The organism is Kineosporiaceae bacterium, from assembly GCA_016713225.1.
Taxonomy (GTDB): Bacteria; Actinomycetota; Actinomycetes; order Actinomycetales; family Kineosporiaceae; genus JADJPO01.
Genome location: JADJPO010000002.1, coordinates 26,686 through 42,551 on the forward strand (window position 1 = coordinate 26,686; position 15,866 = coordinate 42,551).

At 71.1% G+C, this 15,866-nt stretch carries 11 protein-coding genes; 9 read left to right on the top strand and 2 right to left on the bottom strand.

From position 1 onward, the window contains the following. Positions 1 to 15 precede the first annotated feature (15 nt). From IPK24_06240 to IPK24_06265, 6 genes are all read left to right on the top strand, one after another. Positions 16 to 435 carry an SRPBCC family protein gene (locus tag IPK24_06240; protein ID MBK8075161.1) on the top strand — a complete coding sequence of 140 codons (420 nt, stop codon included), beginning with the start codon at positions 16 to 18 and terminating at the stop codon, positions 433 to 435. 65 nt (positions 436 to 500) lie between these two features. Continuing rightward, a complete protein-coding gene (locus tag IPK24_06245) occupies positions 501 to 923 on the top strand; it encodes a hypothetical protein (GenBank protein ID MBK8075162.1) in 423 nt (140 codons plus the stop codon). Positions 924 to 948: 25 nt separating this feature from the next. Continuing rightward, positions 949 to 3,348, top strand: a complete 2,400-nt coding sequence (locus tag IPK24_06250; GenBank protein MBK8075163.1) for a 2OG-Fe(II) oxygenase — start codon at positions 949 to 951, stop codon at positions 3,346 to 3,348. Positions 3,349 to 3,504: 156 nt separating this feature from the next. Next, the gene (locus tag IPK24_06255) at positions 3,505 to 6,807 is read left to right on the top strand and encodes a DEAD/DEAH box helicase (protein MBK8075164.1); all 3,303 of its coding nucleotides are present in this window, start codon (positions 3,505 to 3,507) and stop codon (positions 6,805 to 6,807) included. 70 nt (positions 6,808 to 6,877) lie between these two features. After that, positions 6,878 to 9,349 carry an ATP-binding protein gene (locus IPK24_06260; protein ID MBK8075165.1) on the top strand — a complete coding sequence of 824 codons (2,472 nt, stop codon included), beginning with the start codon at positions 6,878 to 6,880 and terminating at the stop codon, positions 9,347 to 9,349. Further along, positions 9,250 to 9,942, top strand: a complete 693-nt coding sequence (locus IPK24_06265; protein MBK8075166.1) for a response regulator transcription factor — start codon at positions 9,250 to 9,252, stop codon at positions 9,940 to 9,942. Before IPK24_06260 ends, IPK24_06265 begins: the two co-directional genes overlap by 100 nt. A 295-nt stretch (positions 9,943 to 10,237) precedes the next feature. Here IPK24_06265 and IPK24_06270 read toward each other — a convergent pair whose 3' ends face one another. Then, a complete protein-coding gene (locus tag IPK24_06270; protein ID MBK8075167.1) occupies positions 10,238 to 11,086 on the bottom strand; it encodes a 3-hydroxyacyl-CoA dehydrogenase family protein in 849 nt (282 codons plus the stop codon). A gap of 284 nt (positions 11,087 to 11,370) precedes the next feature. Here IPK24_06270 and IPK24_06275 point away from each other — a divergent pair, with 284 nt between their 5' ends. Both IPK24_06275 and IPK24_06280 read left to right on the top strand, forming a co-directional pair. Then, entirely contained in the window at positions 11,371 to 12,576 is a 1,206-nt protein-coding gene (locus IPK24_06275; protein ID MBK8075168.1) for a hypothetical protein, read from the top strand. Beyond that, positions 12,573 to 13,733 carry an FIST C-terminal domain-containing protein gene (locus IPK24_06280; GenBank protein MBK8075169.1) on the top strand — a complete coding sequence of 387 codons (1,161 nt, stop codon included), beginning with the start codon at positions 12,573 to 12,575 and terminating at the stop codon, positions 13,731 to 13,733. Before IPK24_06275 ends, IPK24_06280 begins: the two co-directional genes overlap by 4 nt. 53 nt (positions 13,734 to 13,786) lie before the next feature. Here the strand turns inward: IPK24_06280 and IPK24_06285 are convergent, their stop codons facing one another. After that, positions 13,787 to 15,016, bottom strand: a complete 1,230-nt coding sequence (locus IPK24_06285; GenBank protein ID MBK8075170.1) for a DUF480 domain-containing protein — start codon at positions 15,014 to 15,016, stop codon at positions 13,787 to 13,789. Positions 15,017 to 15,065: 49 nt separating this feature from the next. Between IPK24_06285 and IPK24_06290 the strand changes: the two genes are divergently transcribed. Beyond that, a complete protein-coding gene (locus IPK24_06290) occupies positions 15,066 to 15,866 on the top strand; it encodes a deoxyribonuclease IV (protein ID MBK8075171.1) in 801 nt (266 codons plus the stop codon).

Here is a 15,866-nt window from a genome sequence, read left to right on the forward strand (position 1 = left end):
ACGGAGGATGGCGGCATGCGCTCGACCCTCACCCTGCGCGCCCACGGCGCCGCCGATCCCGACCTGGCGTGGGAGCGGTATGCGCAGCTGGACCTGTGGCCGACCTGGTCGCCGCACATCCGGCGGGTCGAGCCGGCGGGTGCGCGGTTGAGCATCGGGCTCGCCGGGGTGGTGCACGGTCCGGTCGGGATCGCGGCCGGCTTCGTGGTGACCGAGCTCGACGAGGCCGCCCGAACCTGGCGGTGGCAGGTACGACCCGCGCTCGGATCACGCATCACCCTGCCTGTGACGCTCGACCTGGCACACACCGTGCAGGCGCGTGCCGGCGGGTCGCAGACCGCGCTGACGATCTCGGCGTCGGTGTTCGCCGCGCCCCTGGTGGCCGGCTACGCACCGATCGCTCGGCTCGCCCTGCACCGTCTCGTCAATCCCTGATCCGGGCCGAGAAAGGGCTGTGGATAACTGATTCGGGCCGTGATTCCCGGTCCATGATGCTCCGCATGAGTTTCGACGATCTCCCCGACAACTGGCCCGAACTACCCCTGACCGACCAGCGTCTGCTGGCCGACGTCCTCGACCTGGTGGTGTCCGAGCAGTCCCGCCGAGACGGCGCCCTGTACGTGTTGCTCTGCGACGAGCACGCCCGGCTGGTGCAACCCATCGCCATCGATCTGCTCGAGGCGCCGACCGACCTGGCCGGCCGCGAGGAGTTGATGGCCAGCGTGGTCGGCATGACACATCACCTGGGCGAGAACGGGTCCTACGTGGTCGCGATCGCCCGGCGCGGCGGCCTCTCGGTGACCCCGGACGACGAACAGTGGGCTGCCGCCGTCGAGTCCGCGCGCGGCAGTTGGCGACTGCTCGGGGTGCACGTGGTGACGCGTGACGGCAGCCGTCCGGTTCCGTTGACCCGCGCCGCGTAGTAGTCCCAGCACGAAAGGGCATGTCATGACCCGTTCCGCCCGATCCCTCGCGCCGCGCGAGGAACTCGCTGACCTGCTCGGGGCCTCGGCCGGCCCACTGCAGTCGAGCGCTCGGCTCACCGTCCCGATCGACGACCTGCAGGTACACGTCGACGGGATCGGCCCGCTCGTGCTGCCGGTCACCGCGGCACGGGCCAAGAAGCTGTGTGAGTTCGCTGCGCCCGCCCGGTACGGGCGCGGTGAGCAGACCTTGACCGATCCGCAGGTGCGCAACACCTGGCACGTCCCCTCCGACAGGGTCACCATCGACTGGGGTGGCCGGCTGCCCGAACTGCTCGACGAGGCCCGCGGTGCCCTGGGACTGCCACGGACCTGCCGACTCGGCGCGCAGTTCCACTCGATGCTGGTCTACGAGCGCGGCCAGTTCTTCGTCGCGCACCAGGATTCGGTCACGGACGACGACATGCTCGCCACGTTGGTGGTGATGCTGCCCAGCGCCCACACCGGTGGCGAGCTCGTCGTCCACGACGTCCACGGCGAGGAGAGTTACGCCGGATCTCGCACGGAGGCAACGTGTGTCGCCTTCTACGCCGACCGGCTGCACGAGGTGAAACCGGTCCGCACCGGGTACCGGATCACCCTCACCTTCAACCTGCTGGTCGAGGGCAGCACCACGCCCTGCCCGGGGGCATGGGAGAACGACATCGCCGTCGAGCAACTCGCGCGGCTGCTGCGTCGCCACTTCGCCACGGCTCGCGTCGGTCGGTACGACAGCACGCCGCTCGACCCGCCGTTGCGCCTGGCCTACCTGCTCGACCACCAGTACACCGCCCGTGGCCTGAGCTGGGAACGGCTCAAGGGGGTCGACGCCGAGCGCGCCGGCCTGCTGCGTGCCGCCGCCGACCGAGCGGATTGTGATGTCGTCCTGGCGTTGAGCGAGGTGCACGAGACCTGGGATGCCTACGAGCACGACGCCTACGGGGATTGGTACGACCGTGACGTCGATGACGTCGATGACGTCGATGACGATTCCGACGTCGATTCCGATGGGGACGGGGCCTTCGATGACGGCGACCTCGGCAGCTATGAGGTGAACTCCCTCGTGGAGAGCGAGTTCGGGCTCACCCACTGGACCGACCCGGGCGGCACGACCATCGAACAGGTTCGCCTGTCCCTCGACGATGACGAGGTCTGCACCAGCACACCATCGGCGAACCTGCGGCCCTACGAGCAGGCCTTCGAGGGCTACATGGGCAACTACGGCAACACGCTCGACCTCTGGTACCGCCGTGCTGCCTTGTTGGTCTGGCCTCGCGAACTGGCGTTCGCCAATCGGGCGCAGGCCTCGCCGTCCTGGGCCGTGCAGAACCTGACGACCCGCTGGCGCGCCGCGAAGCAGGACGAGCAGCGCGAACAGGTCCGTGCCGAGCTGGCCAGCATGATGCCGCTCTGGCATCAGGTCGCCAGCGGTGCTCCGCATCAGGACCGGTTGCTGGGCAAGGCACTACAGCTCGCCGTGCTCGTGGACGACGAGGCCGCAGCCGCAGCGCTGCTGCGCCCGTTCCGGGTCGAGACCCTGAGCCCGACCCAGGTGCCGGCGCTGATCCGACTGGCGGATCGGCACGGGCAGCGTTGGGCGGACGACGTGGTGGGCGAGTGGTTCGGTCAGGTGGCCCGGCCGGACCTTGCCGCGGGACGACGCGAATGGCTGTCCACACTGCCTGCGCTGGCCGGTCCGCTCCTGCCGGCGCCCGGCCTGGCCGAGCTGGTGCTCACCCGGGCGTGGGCCGGCCTGGAGGGCCGGATCGGCTCCGCTCTGGCCGCTGATCCGCCGAGCGCGGTCTCGACGCAGTTGGCGACGTGGGGGATGCCCCTGGCCGCTGTGCTGGAGGCCACAGCCCTGGCCTCGGCCCCCGCCGTGCGCGATCGGATCGTGTCGGCGTGCCGCACACGCCTGCGGGCCGACGAACGGGTCATCGCCTGTCTGATGCCGGCTCTGAGCGTCGGTGCCATGCTGCCGGACGACGTCCGTCGGGACGCGGGATTCGCCGCGTTGGCGCGCCCGGTCGCCGACCGGTTGCGCGCTCGGCTGGCCTGCCCGGTGCGCGCCGACGACGACTGGTCGATCGTCCTACCACCGGGGTGCACCTGCGAACTGTGCGTGCAGCTGGGCACCTTTCTGGCAGCGCGATCACGGCAGCTGTTCGAGTGGCCGCTGCGGCAGGACCGGCGATCGCACGTGCACGCTCGCCTCGACCGTGCCGAGCTGCCGGTGCGTCACCAGACGCGCCGCGTCGGGAGTCCGTTCACGTTGGTGCTCACCAAGACCGAGGAGCTGCACGGGCGCGAGCGCCGGGCCCGCGAAGCCGACCAACACGACCTGGCACGCCTCGAGGTCGACTGGGGCCTCGGTGGGCAGGGATGACCAGGTGGGGCCGATGAGACCGATGAGCCGGGTGAGGCGCGGGAGGTGTGCCCGACGGGACTCGACGCCGAGGAGAAGGCCCCCTCGGTGTGTGCCTGGCCACGGACTGTCGGTGGTTCGTGTTGGACTGTCCTCGTGAGCTCGCAGCTACCGGAATTGGCGCAGCTGTTGCGTCGTGTCACCGACGAGGACCTGCGCGATCTGGTCGGCGACGCTTGTCTGCGCCGCGGCCGCGACTACGTCCGGCAGCGACGAGTGGGCAGCTTGCGTCCGAACGGCTCGCGGGGGGTGATGGCCACGGTCCGGGGGTCGGGGCGCTCCTACTCGACCCAGGTCGAGTTGTCCGAGGGCGGTGAGTTCCTCGGCGGCGACTGTTCCTGCCCGATCGGGGGCGACTGCAAACACGTTGTCGCCGTGACCATCACGGCGCGTGAGACGTTCGGCATGGCCGGCGGTGTGGGGCGAGCAGGGTCGGTGGGGCCGAGCGCTGCCGCGGCGGTGAGGCCGCTGCGCGCCGTCCCCGCGACACCCGACTGGGAGCTACTGCTGACCGGCTTGGTCACCGCCCCGGTCGAGGCTGCGACCTACACACCGTTGGGCCTGCTGCTCGAGGTGACCGCGCCGCGTCCGACCTACTACGGCGCCGAACCGCGCAACAGCTCCCCACGGATCACCCTGCGCCCGCTCATCCCGGGCAAGACCGGCTGGATCAAGACCGGGGTGTCCTGGAGCAAGCTGAGCTACCTCGGCTATGGCACTGCCGCGCCGGTTCCGCGGCAGCAGCAAGCCCTGTTGCGGCTGCAGGCGATGGCCACCGAGACGCACCGCTACTACTCCCCGCCGGACGTCGTCGACCTCGAGCACCTGGGGCACGGGTGGCTCGACGCGCTACGTCAGTGCCAGCGCTCTGGCGTCACCCTGCTCACCGACCAGCGGCACAGCGGCGAGGTGCGCCTGGCCGGCGAGCCGGCCCACCTGGCGATCGACCTGGTCCGAGCCGCGGACGGCGCTATCCGGTTGCTGCCCTCGGTGGCCCTTCCCGACGAGTTCGACGACTCGGAGACCGGCGAGCCGCGGTCGTGGATCACCGTGGGCTCCCCGCCGGTGGGCCTGTGGTCCAGCGCCGGCAACGACCTGTGGCTGGCCGGTTTCGACCCGCCCCTGGACGCCGAGTCGGCGCGGTTGCTGCAGCACGGTCCGCTCGACATCCCGGTCCACGACGCCGAGCGATTCCTCACCACGGTCGCACCGGTGCTGGCCCGCCGGTTCCCGGTGACCTCGCCGGACGGCAGCGTCCAGGTCAGCGAGGTCGCCCCACCGCGGGTGCACCTTCAGCTGACCCATCTGCCCGAGGTCCGGCTCGCGCTGACCTGGTCGTTCCGCTACCAGGTGGGGCCGGATGCCGTCCGGGTCGGTCTCGACTCAGCCGATCACGCCGCCATCCGAGACCGCGACGCCGAGACAACCCTGCTGGCCGATCTCGTGGCGGACCTGCCACCCCGGTTGGTTCGCCCGCCGACCCCCACCCGCGGCGCCGTCCCCGAACCGGCGTCCGCCCTGGTCGGATTCGACGTCGTCGACTTCCTGAACCGGGTGGTCCCGCGGCTGCGCCAACACCCCGACGTCGACCTCGAGATCAGCGGCGACGAGGTCACCTACACCGAGGCCGTCCACCCGCCGACGGTGCGGCTGGCGCTGACCGAGTCCGACCCGAACGCCGGCCCCGACTGGTTCGACCTGTCGGTCGCCGTCAGCGTCGGCGACGAGGACGTGCCCATGGCGCCCCTGATCACCGCCCTCACGCTCGGGCAGCCTCGGGTGATCCTGCCCTCGGGCACCTGGTTCCGCGTCGATCGTCCCGAGCTGGCCGACCTGAGGCGCCTGGTCGACGAGGCCCGCGCCATGCAGGACGACCCCCGTGGTCCGTTGCGGCTCTCGCCCTACCAGGCTGATCTGTGGTCCGAACTCGAGGCACTGGGCATCGTCGACGAGCAGAGCGAGCGGTGGTCGAGCCTGGTCAAGGGGCTCTCGGCCGACTCGCTCGAACCCGTGGCCACGCCGTCCGGGCTGCGCGCCACGCTGCGCCCCTACCAACAGGACGGCTTCTCGTGGCTCACGTTCCTGCGACGCCACGGCCTGGGCGGGGTGCTCGCGGACGACATGGGGCTGGGCAAGACCATGCAGGCTCTCGCCATGATCGTCCAGGCCCGCGAGGACGCCGCGGACGACGCTCCGTGGTTGGTGGTCGCCCCCGCCTCGGTGCTCTCGGTGTGGGCCGGTGAGGCCGAGCGGTTCGCGCCAGGCCTGAAGGTGGCGGTCGCGTCCAGCACGAACCGGCGCGGTGCGGGGGTGGGTCAGGTCCCCGAGAACGTCGACCTCGTGGTGACCTCGTACGCCGTGTTCCGGCTCGACGAGACGGCCTTCGCCGAGCGGGCCTGGTCAGGACTGATCCTCGACGAGGCGCAGGCGGTGAAGAACCACCAGTCGGCCACCTACCAGTGCGCTCGACGACTGTCGGCAGGCATCAAGTTCGCCATCACCGGCACTCCGATGGAGAACAACCTGATGGAGCTGTGGGCGCTGCTGTCCATCGTCGCCCCCGGGTTGTTCCCACACCCGAAGGCCTTCGCCGAGCACTTCCGTCGTCCGATCGAGAGTGGTTCGGCGCCCGAGCGGCTGGCCACGCTGCGGCGCCGGATCCGGCCGGTGATGTTGCGCCGCACCAAGAACGAGGTCGCTCGTGATCTGCCGCCCAAGCAGGAGCAGGTGGTGCACGTCGAGCTGCCACCCAAGCACCGCCGGGTCTACGACCGCGGGCTGGCACGGCAGCGGCAGCGGGTGCTCGGCCTGCTCGAGGACGCCGCCCGCAACCGGATCGCGATCTTCCGCGCGTTGACGGTGCTGCGCCAGCTGAGCCTGCACCCCGGTCTGGTCGAGCCCGAGCACCGTGGTCAGTCCTGCGCCAAGATCGACACCTTGATCGAGCTGGTGTCCCCGGTGATCGCCGAGGGGCACAAGGTGCTGGTCTTCAGCCAGTTCACCTCCTTCCTGGCCCTGGTGCGCGAACGGCTGGTGGTGGAGGGAGTGCCCTTCAGTTACCTCGATGGCAGCACCCGCGATCGGCAGCAGGTGGTCGAGGAGTTCCGGACCGGCAGAAACCAGGTCTTCCTGATCTCGCTCAAGGCCGGCGGAGTGGGGTTGACCCTGACCGAGGCCGACTACGTCTTCCTGCTCGACCCGTGGTGGAACCCCGCTGTCGAGGCCCAGGCCATCGACCGGACCCATCGGATCGGGCAGGACAAACCCGTCAACGTCTATCGGCTGGTCAGCGCCGACACCATCGAGGACAAGGTGGTGGCCCTGCAAGACCGCAAGCGTGAGCTGTTCGCGAGCGTGGTGGACGACGGGGCGCTCGCCTCGGGCAGCCTGACCGCCGAGGACATCAGGGGTCTGTTGTAGGCGTGACCTGAGCAGGCCGCTGCCCACCGGTACGGTGGGCGCGCCGGCGGCGAAGACGAGGGACCCGAGGATGACGGTGTCGATGCACGCTGCGGCCTCCGACCCGGTGCCGGCGGACGCCACGCCGGTGTCGTGGCCGAGCGTCACGGTGGCGCTGACCTCGCGCCGCATGGCCTCGGTGCTCGTCGGGGCCTGGCTCGCGGTCGAGGGCTACGGCGTGCTGACCGCGCCCGCCAACACCTTCCACGCGCCGCTGCTCGCCGCGGCCGCGATCGGGGTGGGCCTGATCACCAGCGTGATCGTCGGCCTGCGTCCGTCCGTACCGGCGGCCTGGTTGGTCGGCGGCAGCAGTATCGCCCTGGTCGCCGATCTGCTGCTGACCGATCTGCGTCGCGCCAGCGACCACGGGTTCGTCGTCTTCTGGTTGCCGGGAGTGGTCGCGGTGAGCGCCGGATTCCTGCTGCGAGAGCGGGTTTCCCGACTGATCATCCTGGCCGTGGCCGGCGGGTCGGCCACGCTCATCCTGTCGCGCGTGGTGCCCGTCGCCGGATGGCGTCCGGGGCTCACCACCGCGCTGGAGTCGATCTGTTTCACCCTCACCGACGGGGTGGCCGCCATCTTGCTGACCCGGGCCATGCGCGACGTCGCCGCAGCGGCGGATCGCGAGATGACCAGGGCGGACGCCGAGCGCGCGGCTCAGGAGCGCGCGGCCAGTCGGCGGGCGATCGCCCTCGAGCTGGCCGCTCGGCTGCACGACACGGTGATCAACACGCTGTCCGCGCTCGTCGTCCGGGGGGACGTGCTGGATCAGCAGGCGATCCGGGCGGCGTGCGTCCACTCCGCCGACACGGTCGACAGCATCCTGGCCGGTGGTGACGTCGCCGACCTGACCGACCCGGTCGGCCGGATCCTGGACGGCGCGCGGCAGGGTGAGGCCGCGCCCGGTGCCGGGGTCGAGCTCATCGGCGTGAGCCCCGAGGAGTTCGGCGTCCTGCTCGGTCGGGTGCCGGACCCGGTCCGCGCGGCCCTGGTCGGTGCCGTCCGTGAGGCCCTCGTCAACGTCGCCCGCCACAGTGGGCGAAACCTCGCCCGGGTCGAGGTCCGGGCCACGGACGAGGTGTTCGAGATCGTGGTCGCGGACGACGGTGCCGGCTTCGATGGTCGGGTGATCCCCGGCCGCGGTCTGCACGTGTCGGTTCTGCAACGCTGTGCGGCCGTGGGGGTCGACGTCCGGATCGACTCGGCCCCGGGGCGAGGCACCCGCGTGGTCTTCGGGTACGAGCCATCGGACGCCGACCCGGCCGGGGCGGCGTCCGACCGCCAGGCGATCTTCGACAGCGAGGAACTGCTGCGTTCGGTCCGCCGCCCGTTCGCGGCTCGGATCGGCTACAGCGTGGCGGGGATGTGCGCCTGCCTCACCCTGATCACGACGACGGGATGGTCGTCCTGGTCGTCGTGGCTGGCGTTGGGGGTGCTGGCCGTCGTCCTCGTCACGGCCCCCGGCCGGCTCGACGATCAGGGGTGGCTGACCGCTGCCGGTGTCGGTCTGGTGATCGCGGTGATCCCCGCACTCATCGGGCTGCCCGGCCTGGGCGCGACCGGGTGCAACCGCGTCAGCACCTCGTGGTGGGGCACCGATGGCGCACTGGTCCCGTTCGTCCTGTTGGTCTTCCTGTCCCGGGGATGGTGGCCGACGGCGGCCGGTCTGCTGGTCTACTCGGGGGCCGTGGGGGTGGTGGCGCAGTCGGTCTGGTCGGCGGGATGCGGGACCGCCGCGGTCCTCGCCGGTGTGCTCGATGCCGTCGCCGTGATCGCCATGATCTACTTCCGGATGTACCTGTCCCGGGTGGCTCGTCGGGCCTCGGTCGCGAACGCGCGTGCCCGGGCGGCGCGCCTGGGCGAGGTGGAGCGTGAGGCGACGCTGAGGGTGCGCCGGGCCGACCTCGCCACCGTTCTGCACGAGGCATCCGGGCTGTTGCGCCGGATCGCCTCGGGGGACCTCGACCCCCGAGACCCCGTCACCCGCGAACAGTGCGCCCTGATGGAACGCCATGTGCGCCAACTGACTCGGTTGCAGCACCGTCACGACGAGCTGGGCGCCATTCTGACCGTGGCGCTCGGTCTCGCCCACGCGGCAGGTGTCGCCCTGGTGCTTCGGCTCGGGGAGGACGACGTGCCGACCGCCGAGGCAGCCACGACGATGGCGGCCGTGCTGCACGCCGTCCTCGACGCCTGCCGGCGAGGTGACACGGTCACCGTCGTCCATCTCGGGTCTGGTGTCGGCTCGCGGCTGACCATCACGGCGCCGTGCAGCTCGCCACCCGGCTTGGCCGGCATCGCCTCACCCGGCACGCTGGAGGCGGCGCGGGAAGCCGGATGGGACGTCCGGTGCTCGGACCTCGTCGAGCAGTACCTGATCGAGTTTCGATGGAGGGGACAGGCATGGACGACGCCCGCACGGGACCCAGCCGACCGGTCGCGCCCGGTGGGGGAGTCCGGGTCGGCATCGTCGACGACCACGCCCTCTTCCGCGACGGCCTGATCTTCACGGTGCAGGAGCGCGGTGCTCACCGCGTCGTGGTCGCCTGTGCCGATCTGGACCAGTTCGGGGAATGGCTCACGGCCACGCCCCAGACCAGGCATCCGCAGGTCGTCTTGCTCGATCTGCGCCTGACCGGTGGCCTGGTCGGGGTCGGCGACGTCGAGACGCTGGTCGAGCGCGGGATGCGGGTCCTGATCGTCTCGGGAACCCGTGACGCCGTGGTGCTGCAGGCGATTCTGCGAGCCGGTGCCGCGGGCTTCGTGGCGAAGGAGGACTCCTCGCGGGAGCTGCTCGCGGCCATCGAGGCTGCCGCCACCGGCAACACCTGGACGTCGCGTGAGCTGGCGGAGATCGTCGCGCGGGACCCGGTGCGGCCGGCGCTGAGCGAGCGGGAGCTGGAGGCCGTCACCCTCTACGCCGGCGGGCTCACGATGGCCTCGGTGGCACGACAGATGGGGGTCGGCTACGACACGGCCCGCCAGTACGTCGAACGCGCCCGGCGCAAGTGGGCGGGTGTCGGTCGCGAGGCGCGCACCAAGACCGACCTGTACGAAGCGGCTCGCCAGGATGGGCTGCTGAACCGCGAGACCTGATCGCGAGACCTGATCGCGAGAGCTCACTCGACGCTTCTCGCGGCGACCGGTCATGTCCCCCGTTCTGGGGTCAGGTGTGATGATCGCAGGACACCCGTTCAGGGGTCGCGAGGGTGGCTGGGCAGGACCGTGCCGCAGGGATCAGGCGAGCATGGAGGCCACGCCGGGTCAATCGGCGCCGGGGCAGGTGGAGGGGACCAGCCCGAGCGGCGATCGAGCCTGCCACTCGGGTGCACGAGTTGCCACCGGCCGACTGCCATCGTGCACGGCCGGTGGCAACCGGCCCGGGCCGGCGTCAGTACGAGTAAAACCCTCGGCGGGTCTTGCGCCCCAGGTCCCCGGCGGCGACCATGCGCGCCATCATCGGCGGCGGGGCGAACTTCGGGTCCTGGGTGTCGTCGTAGATGTTGCGGATCGCCGACAGCGTGACGTCGAGACCGGCCAGGTCGGAGGTCTGCAGCGGCCCCATCGCATGCCCGAAGCCGTCCCGGCAGGCGACGTCGATGTCCTCGGCGCTGGCCACCCCGTTCTCGAGCAGGGTGACCGCCTCGACCACCAGGGCCAGGAACATCCGGTTGGCGACGAACCCGGCGACGTCCCGGGTCACGATCACCGCGGTCTTTCCCAGCCCACGGATGAACTCCGCCGTGACGTCCATGGTGGCGTCGGAGGTGCGGTAGCCCCGCACCACCTCGCACAGCTTCATCATCGGTACCGGCGAGAAGAAGTGGGTCCCGACGACGAACTCCGGCCGTGTGGTGGCCGCGGCGATCCGGGTGATCGGGATGGCCGAGGTGTTCGTGGCGAGCACGGCGCCGTCCTTGGCCACGCCGTCCAACTCGGCGAAGACAGCGGTCTTGACCTCGACGCTCTCGAAGACCGCCTCGACCACGATGTCGGCCAGACCCACGGCGGCCAGGTCCGTCGTGCCGGTGATCCGCGCGAGGGCGGCGTCGGCGTCCGCTGCGGTGATCTTGTTCTTGGCGGCGAACCGTGCCAGGGACGTCGAGATCGCCTCGAGCCCCCGGCTCACCGCGTCCTGGCTCACATCCCGGAGGACGACGTCGTGCCCGGCCACCGCGGCGACCTGAGCGATGCCCGATCCCATGAGACCGGCTCCGACCACGGCGACAGTTGACGGCATGGGGGTGTCCTCTCCAGCGTGATGTGGTGAGGAAATCCTGTCGCATCGCTCGGGCGAAACCAGGCCTGTCGATGTGGGCTACGTCCCTACCGGGTCGGCGTGGACCCGGGTCAGGGACGTCACCGGTCGGATGTCTCGGAGGTCACGGTCGGGCCGCGCACCGGCGACAGCGGATTCACCCGGACCCCCTCGGCCGGGCGCGCTCGCAGTTGGCACCGTCGAGCCCTTGACCGCGGGCCCGTGCATCGGCGATACATGGGACATTCCACGAGTACGGGAGACCCATGCCGCCTGAGATCCGGTCGTCCGGCGCCACGGTCGGCGTCCCGGGTGTCGAGCCGGGGCAGGGGTCCGCGCCCACCCTGCAGACCGACCCCCGGGACGCCGTCCGCCCGCCTGCCCGGGTGCTGCTGGCCGAGCATCGTGGCCGCCTGATGGAGGCCTGTTATCAACGGCTGATCGGGCTGGTTCCGGGGATTCTGCAGAACCCCGGGGACCACGGTCGCCTGACCGCCGCCGAGCTCGTCCGTGAGTTGCTCGAGTCAGCGGTGAGCGACCTTCCCCTGAATGCCGTCAGCCGACGGCTCCAGGCCACCGGCGCTCGATTGGTCGAGCAGGGAATCCCGGCCGAGGGGTATCCGGAGGCGACGTACGCCCTGCGGCACGCGGCCCGTGACATCGGCGTTCAGGTGGAGGACGTGGCCGGCGGCTCGCCGTGGGTGACCTACCTCGAGTGGGCCGGTGACCGCCTGGCCCACGGCGCGGACGACGCCCGCCGCCGAGGCGCCGAGCTGCCGAGCCTGCGCGCGGCCACCGCGGCAGACCCCACCTCGCTCGGCGAGATAGTGCAGCTCGCGCAGCGTGAGGCCTTCCCGGGGAACCCTCGGGGGCTGGCCGCTGTGCTCACCCGGGTGGCGCTGCGCACCGGCGTCGACATTCGTCAACCCCGCCCCGATCAGGAGCGGGACCCGGCCGTGGTCACCGCGGTCCTGGGCACCTTGGCCAGCATGGGCTTTCCCCTCGGCCGGGAACGCGCCGACGAGCCGGCTGCTCCGTCCGGCGCGTCGGCCCTCGTGGATGCGAACCTCTTCCGGGACAACGGATCAGCCCCGGTCCGCAACCCGTCCCGGCCGCGTCCCGGGCCGACGCACGCGGCGAGACCCGGGCCGCATGAACCGGGTCGCCGTCCTCGATCGCGCCTGGTGCGCTGGTGGATCCGGCTCACGCAGCGCGCCGCCGCGCCGCCGCCCGCTGCCTCCTCGGACGTCGCGGCACCGCAGACCATCCCCGAACTCCACGACCGATTGCGCACCGGTGTCCTGGCGGGTCAGGACTGGGCACTCGACAGCGTGGCCACCCGGATCGCGCTACGCACCGGCGTCGACATCCGAAGCCCTCGCCAGGATCAGGCCGCCGACCCGGACGCGGTCCGCCAGGTGCTGTCGGTCTTGGGCAGCATGGGCTACGACGTGAGGACGGACCTCCAGTGACCAGCACCAGTGCCGGGACGCCGGTGACCAGCCTGGCCCGGGCGCACGCCTCGGGTCCCGCCGCGCACGCCGTCCCCGAGCTCATCGCCGGCCTGCGTGCCGGGCTCGACCAGGCGAGCGCCGCCGCCGTGCTGTACTTCGCCTCGTCTCGGTTCCACCCCGACGAGGTGGTCGGCCCGATGGCAGCCGCTTTCCCCGAGGCCGCCGTGATCGGGTGCTCGACCGCGGGTGAGTTCACCGATGTCCAGACCACGACGGGTGCCATCACCGCCGTGGCGATACCGCACGGCATCGTGGGGCGAGCCACCGCGGCACTCGGCGATCTGGCGCAGGGGGTGAGTGCCGGCATCACCGGGGCGATCGACCGGGTCGAGTCCGGGCTGCGCCTGCCGTTGCGCGAGCTGGACCCGGCCGACCATGTCGGCTTCGTGCTCATCGACGGGATGCATCAGGCCGAGGAGGCGGTGAACGAGGCCCTGGGCAACGCGGCGCCGCTGCTCGACATCGTCGGGGGATCGGCCGGCGACGACCTGGCGTTCGAGCGCACCTGGGTCGCGGCGGGCGAGCAGTACAGCTACCAGGGCGTGGCCCTGATGATCTGCCGGGTCGAGGTGCCGTTTCGGGTGATCAAGACGTGCGCCGTCCAGCCCACCGGTGTCACGCTGCGGATCACCGAGATCGACGAGAGCAAACGAGTGGTGACCCGGTTCGACGGCCGGCCGGCGGCCCAGGCCTACGCCGAGGCCATCGGAGTCGACGTGGCCGCCCTGGACAGCTCGGTGTTCATGCGATTCCCGGTGGGGCAGATGATCTCCGGCGAACCGTGGGTGCGCAGCCCGCAGGGCCTGGCCGAGGCGGGTGGGATCCGGTTCCTGGCGCAGATGCCCCTGGGCATGGACGTCTCGCTGATGCGCACCGATGACCTGGTCGCCGGCACGCGTGAGGCGCTGCGCACCGCCGTCCGCGGCCTGCGGGGGTTCACCAGTGGTGGGGTGATGTTCAACTGCATCCTGCGCCGCCTCGAGATGGACTCCCTCGGCGTCGGTCAGGAGTTCGTCGACGCCTTCGGCGGATTGCCGGTCGCCGGGTTCCACACGTACGGCGAGACGTGGATGGCTCACGTGAACCAGACGTTGACCGGTGTCGTCTTCGGCTGAGAGAACCGCCGGGGAGGATCAGGAGCCGTTCGGTCGTGGTCCATGGTGTCTGATCAGCGTGGGGCCCGCCGGCCCAGCACGTAGAGCCGTTCGGTGGTCTCACCGCGCGCCGCGATCGGTCCGCGCCGATACCACTCGACGTCCTCGATGCCTGCCGCGGTGACCGCGGCGACCACGTCCTCGGGATCGTGCTGGACGAAGTCCAGCTCGACAGCCTGCTCGAACCACGAGTCCATGTGGCGTACCTCGCGCCCGGCGTGCAAGCCCAGCAGCAGCATGCCGCCGGGTGCCAGTGGGCGGGCCAGCGCCGCGATCGCGCCGGGCAGCTCCGACCCCGCGAGGTGGATCAGCGAGTACCAGCCGAGCACCGCTCCCCAGGCGTCGGCGGTCTCGGGGCGCATCAGGTGGCGCAGATCGCCGACGTCATACCGGACGCCGGGATAGCGATCCAGGGCCTGCGCGATCATCTCGGGGCTCAGGTCGATGCCGCGGGCCTCGACACCGGAGTCGGACAGGTACGCCGTCACGTGGCCTGGTCCGCACCCGGCGTCCACGATCGGCCGTGACCCCGCCGCGTCGATCGCCCGGTCGAGCAACCACCGCTCGAACGGTAGCTGGTCGAGTTCGTCGGCGAGCGTCACGGCGTAGTCCGCGGCGACGGCGGCATAGGTGGCGCGCACCCGGTCGTCCCGGGCGGCGGCGCCGTCCGCCAGGGGCTGTTCGCGATCGACGGCCGGTGTGGCGGCAGGCCCTGCGTGCTCGACACCGACCGCGTCGGCGACCGGACCGAGCAGGTGCACCCACCGATGGTCCTGTTGCCCCGGACGACGGTCCAGCCGTCGCACCAGCGGTTCGGCGCGCGAGGCCATCCGCTGCAGGCAGGCCTCGACGGCGTCCCGATCGGCGAAGGCGTGCAGCCGCTCGGTGCGGGCCTTCAACTCACCCGGCGCCTGAGCGCCGCGCAGCAGCAACACCGTGAGCAGCGCACGCTCGTCGTCGGTGAGGTCGATCGCCTCGGTGAGCGTCTGATGGTGCTTGAGCACGCGGCGTCCGGTGTCGGCCCAGACGATGCGCACCAGGCCACGATCACGCAGCGCCCGGGCCGCCGTGACCACGGTCGCCTCGTCCAGGTCCATCACCGGGTCGCGGCTGGAGGACTGGTTGCAGGCGGTCCGCAACGCATTGAGGGTCAGCGGGTAGGTGGCAGGTACCGTGACCTGCTTCTCCAGCAGGCAGCCGAGTACGCGTTGATCGACGGCGTCCAGAATGGGCAGATCGGTCATGAGCACACGCTAGTGGGAGCGATCTGCCGCCAGCGCCTACGGTGGGGGCATGGGTGAACTCGCCATCGGGGCACACGTCGACAATGCCGATCCGCTCGCCGAGGCGGCGGCCCGCCAGACCAGCGTCGTGCAGATCTTCCTGGGCGACCCGCAGAGCTACAAGGGTCCGAAGGTGGCCTACCCGGGCGGCGCCGAGGCGCTGCGGGTGGATGCCGAGGCGGCAGGCGTCGACCTGTACGTGCACTCGCCCTACCCGATCAACGTCGCCGCGACCAACAATCGGATCCGGATCCCGGGCCGAAAGCTGTTGCAACAACATGTGTTGGCTGCCGCCGAGATCGGTGCCAAGGGGGTGGTGGTTCACGGTGGCCACCTCGGTGTCGACGAGGACGCCGGTGTCGGATTCGACAACTGGCGCAAGTGCATTCAGGGATTGGACCTGCCGATCCCGCTGCTGATCGAGAACACCGCCGGCGGCGACAACGCCATGGCCCGACGGCTCGAGGCGATCGACCGGCTCTGGGAGGCGATCGGCCGGGCCGAGGGCGCCGACATGGTGGGCTTCTGCCTCGACACCTGCCACGCGCACGCCGGTGGCATCGACCTGGTGGGGGTGGTCGAGAAGATCCGCGCCATCACCGGACGCATCGACCTGGTACACGCCAACGACTCCCGCGACGCCTTCGATTCCGGCGCCGACCGGCACACCAACTTCGGATCGGGCCACGTGGACGGCGAGGCGCTGGTCGCCATCGTCCGTGAAGCCGGTGCCCAGGTGGTCTGCGAGACCCCCGGTGGCGTCGAGGGCCAGTCGGCCGACATCGAATGGTTGCGCGAGCGCGTCGGCTGA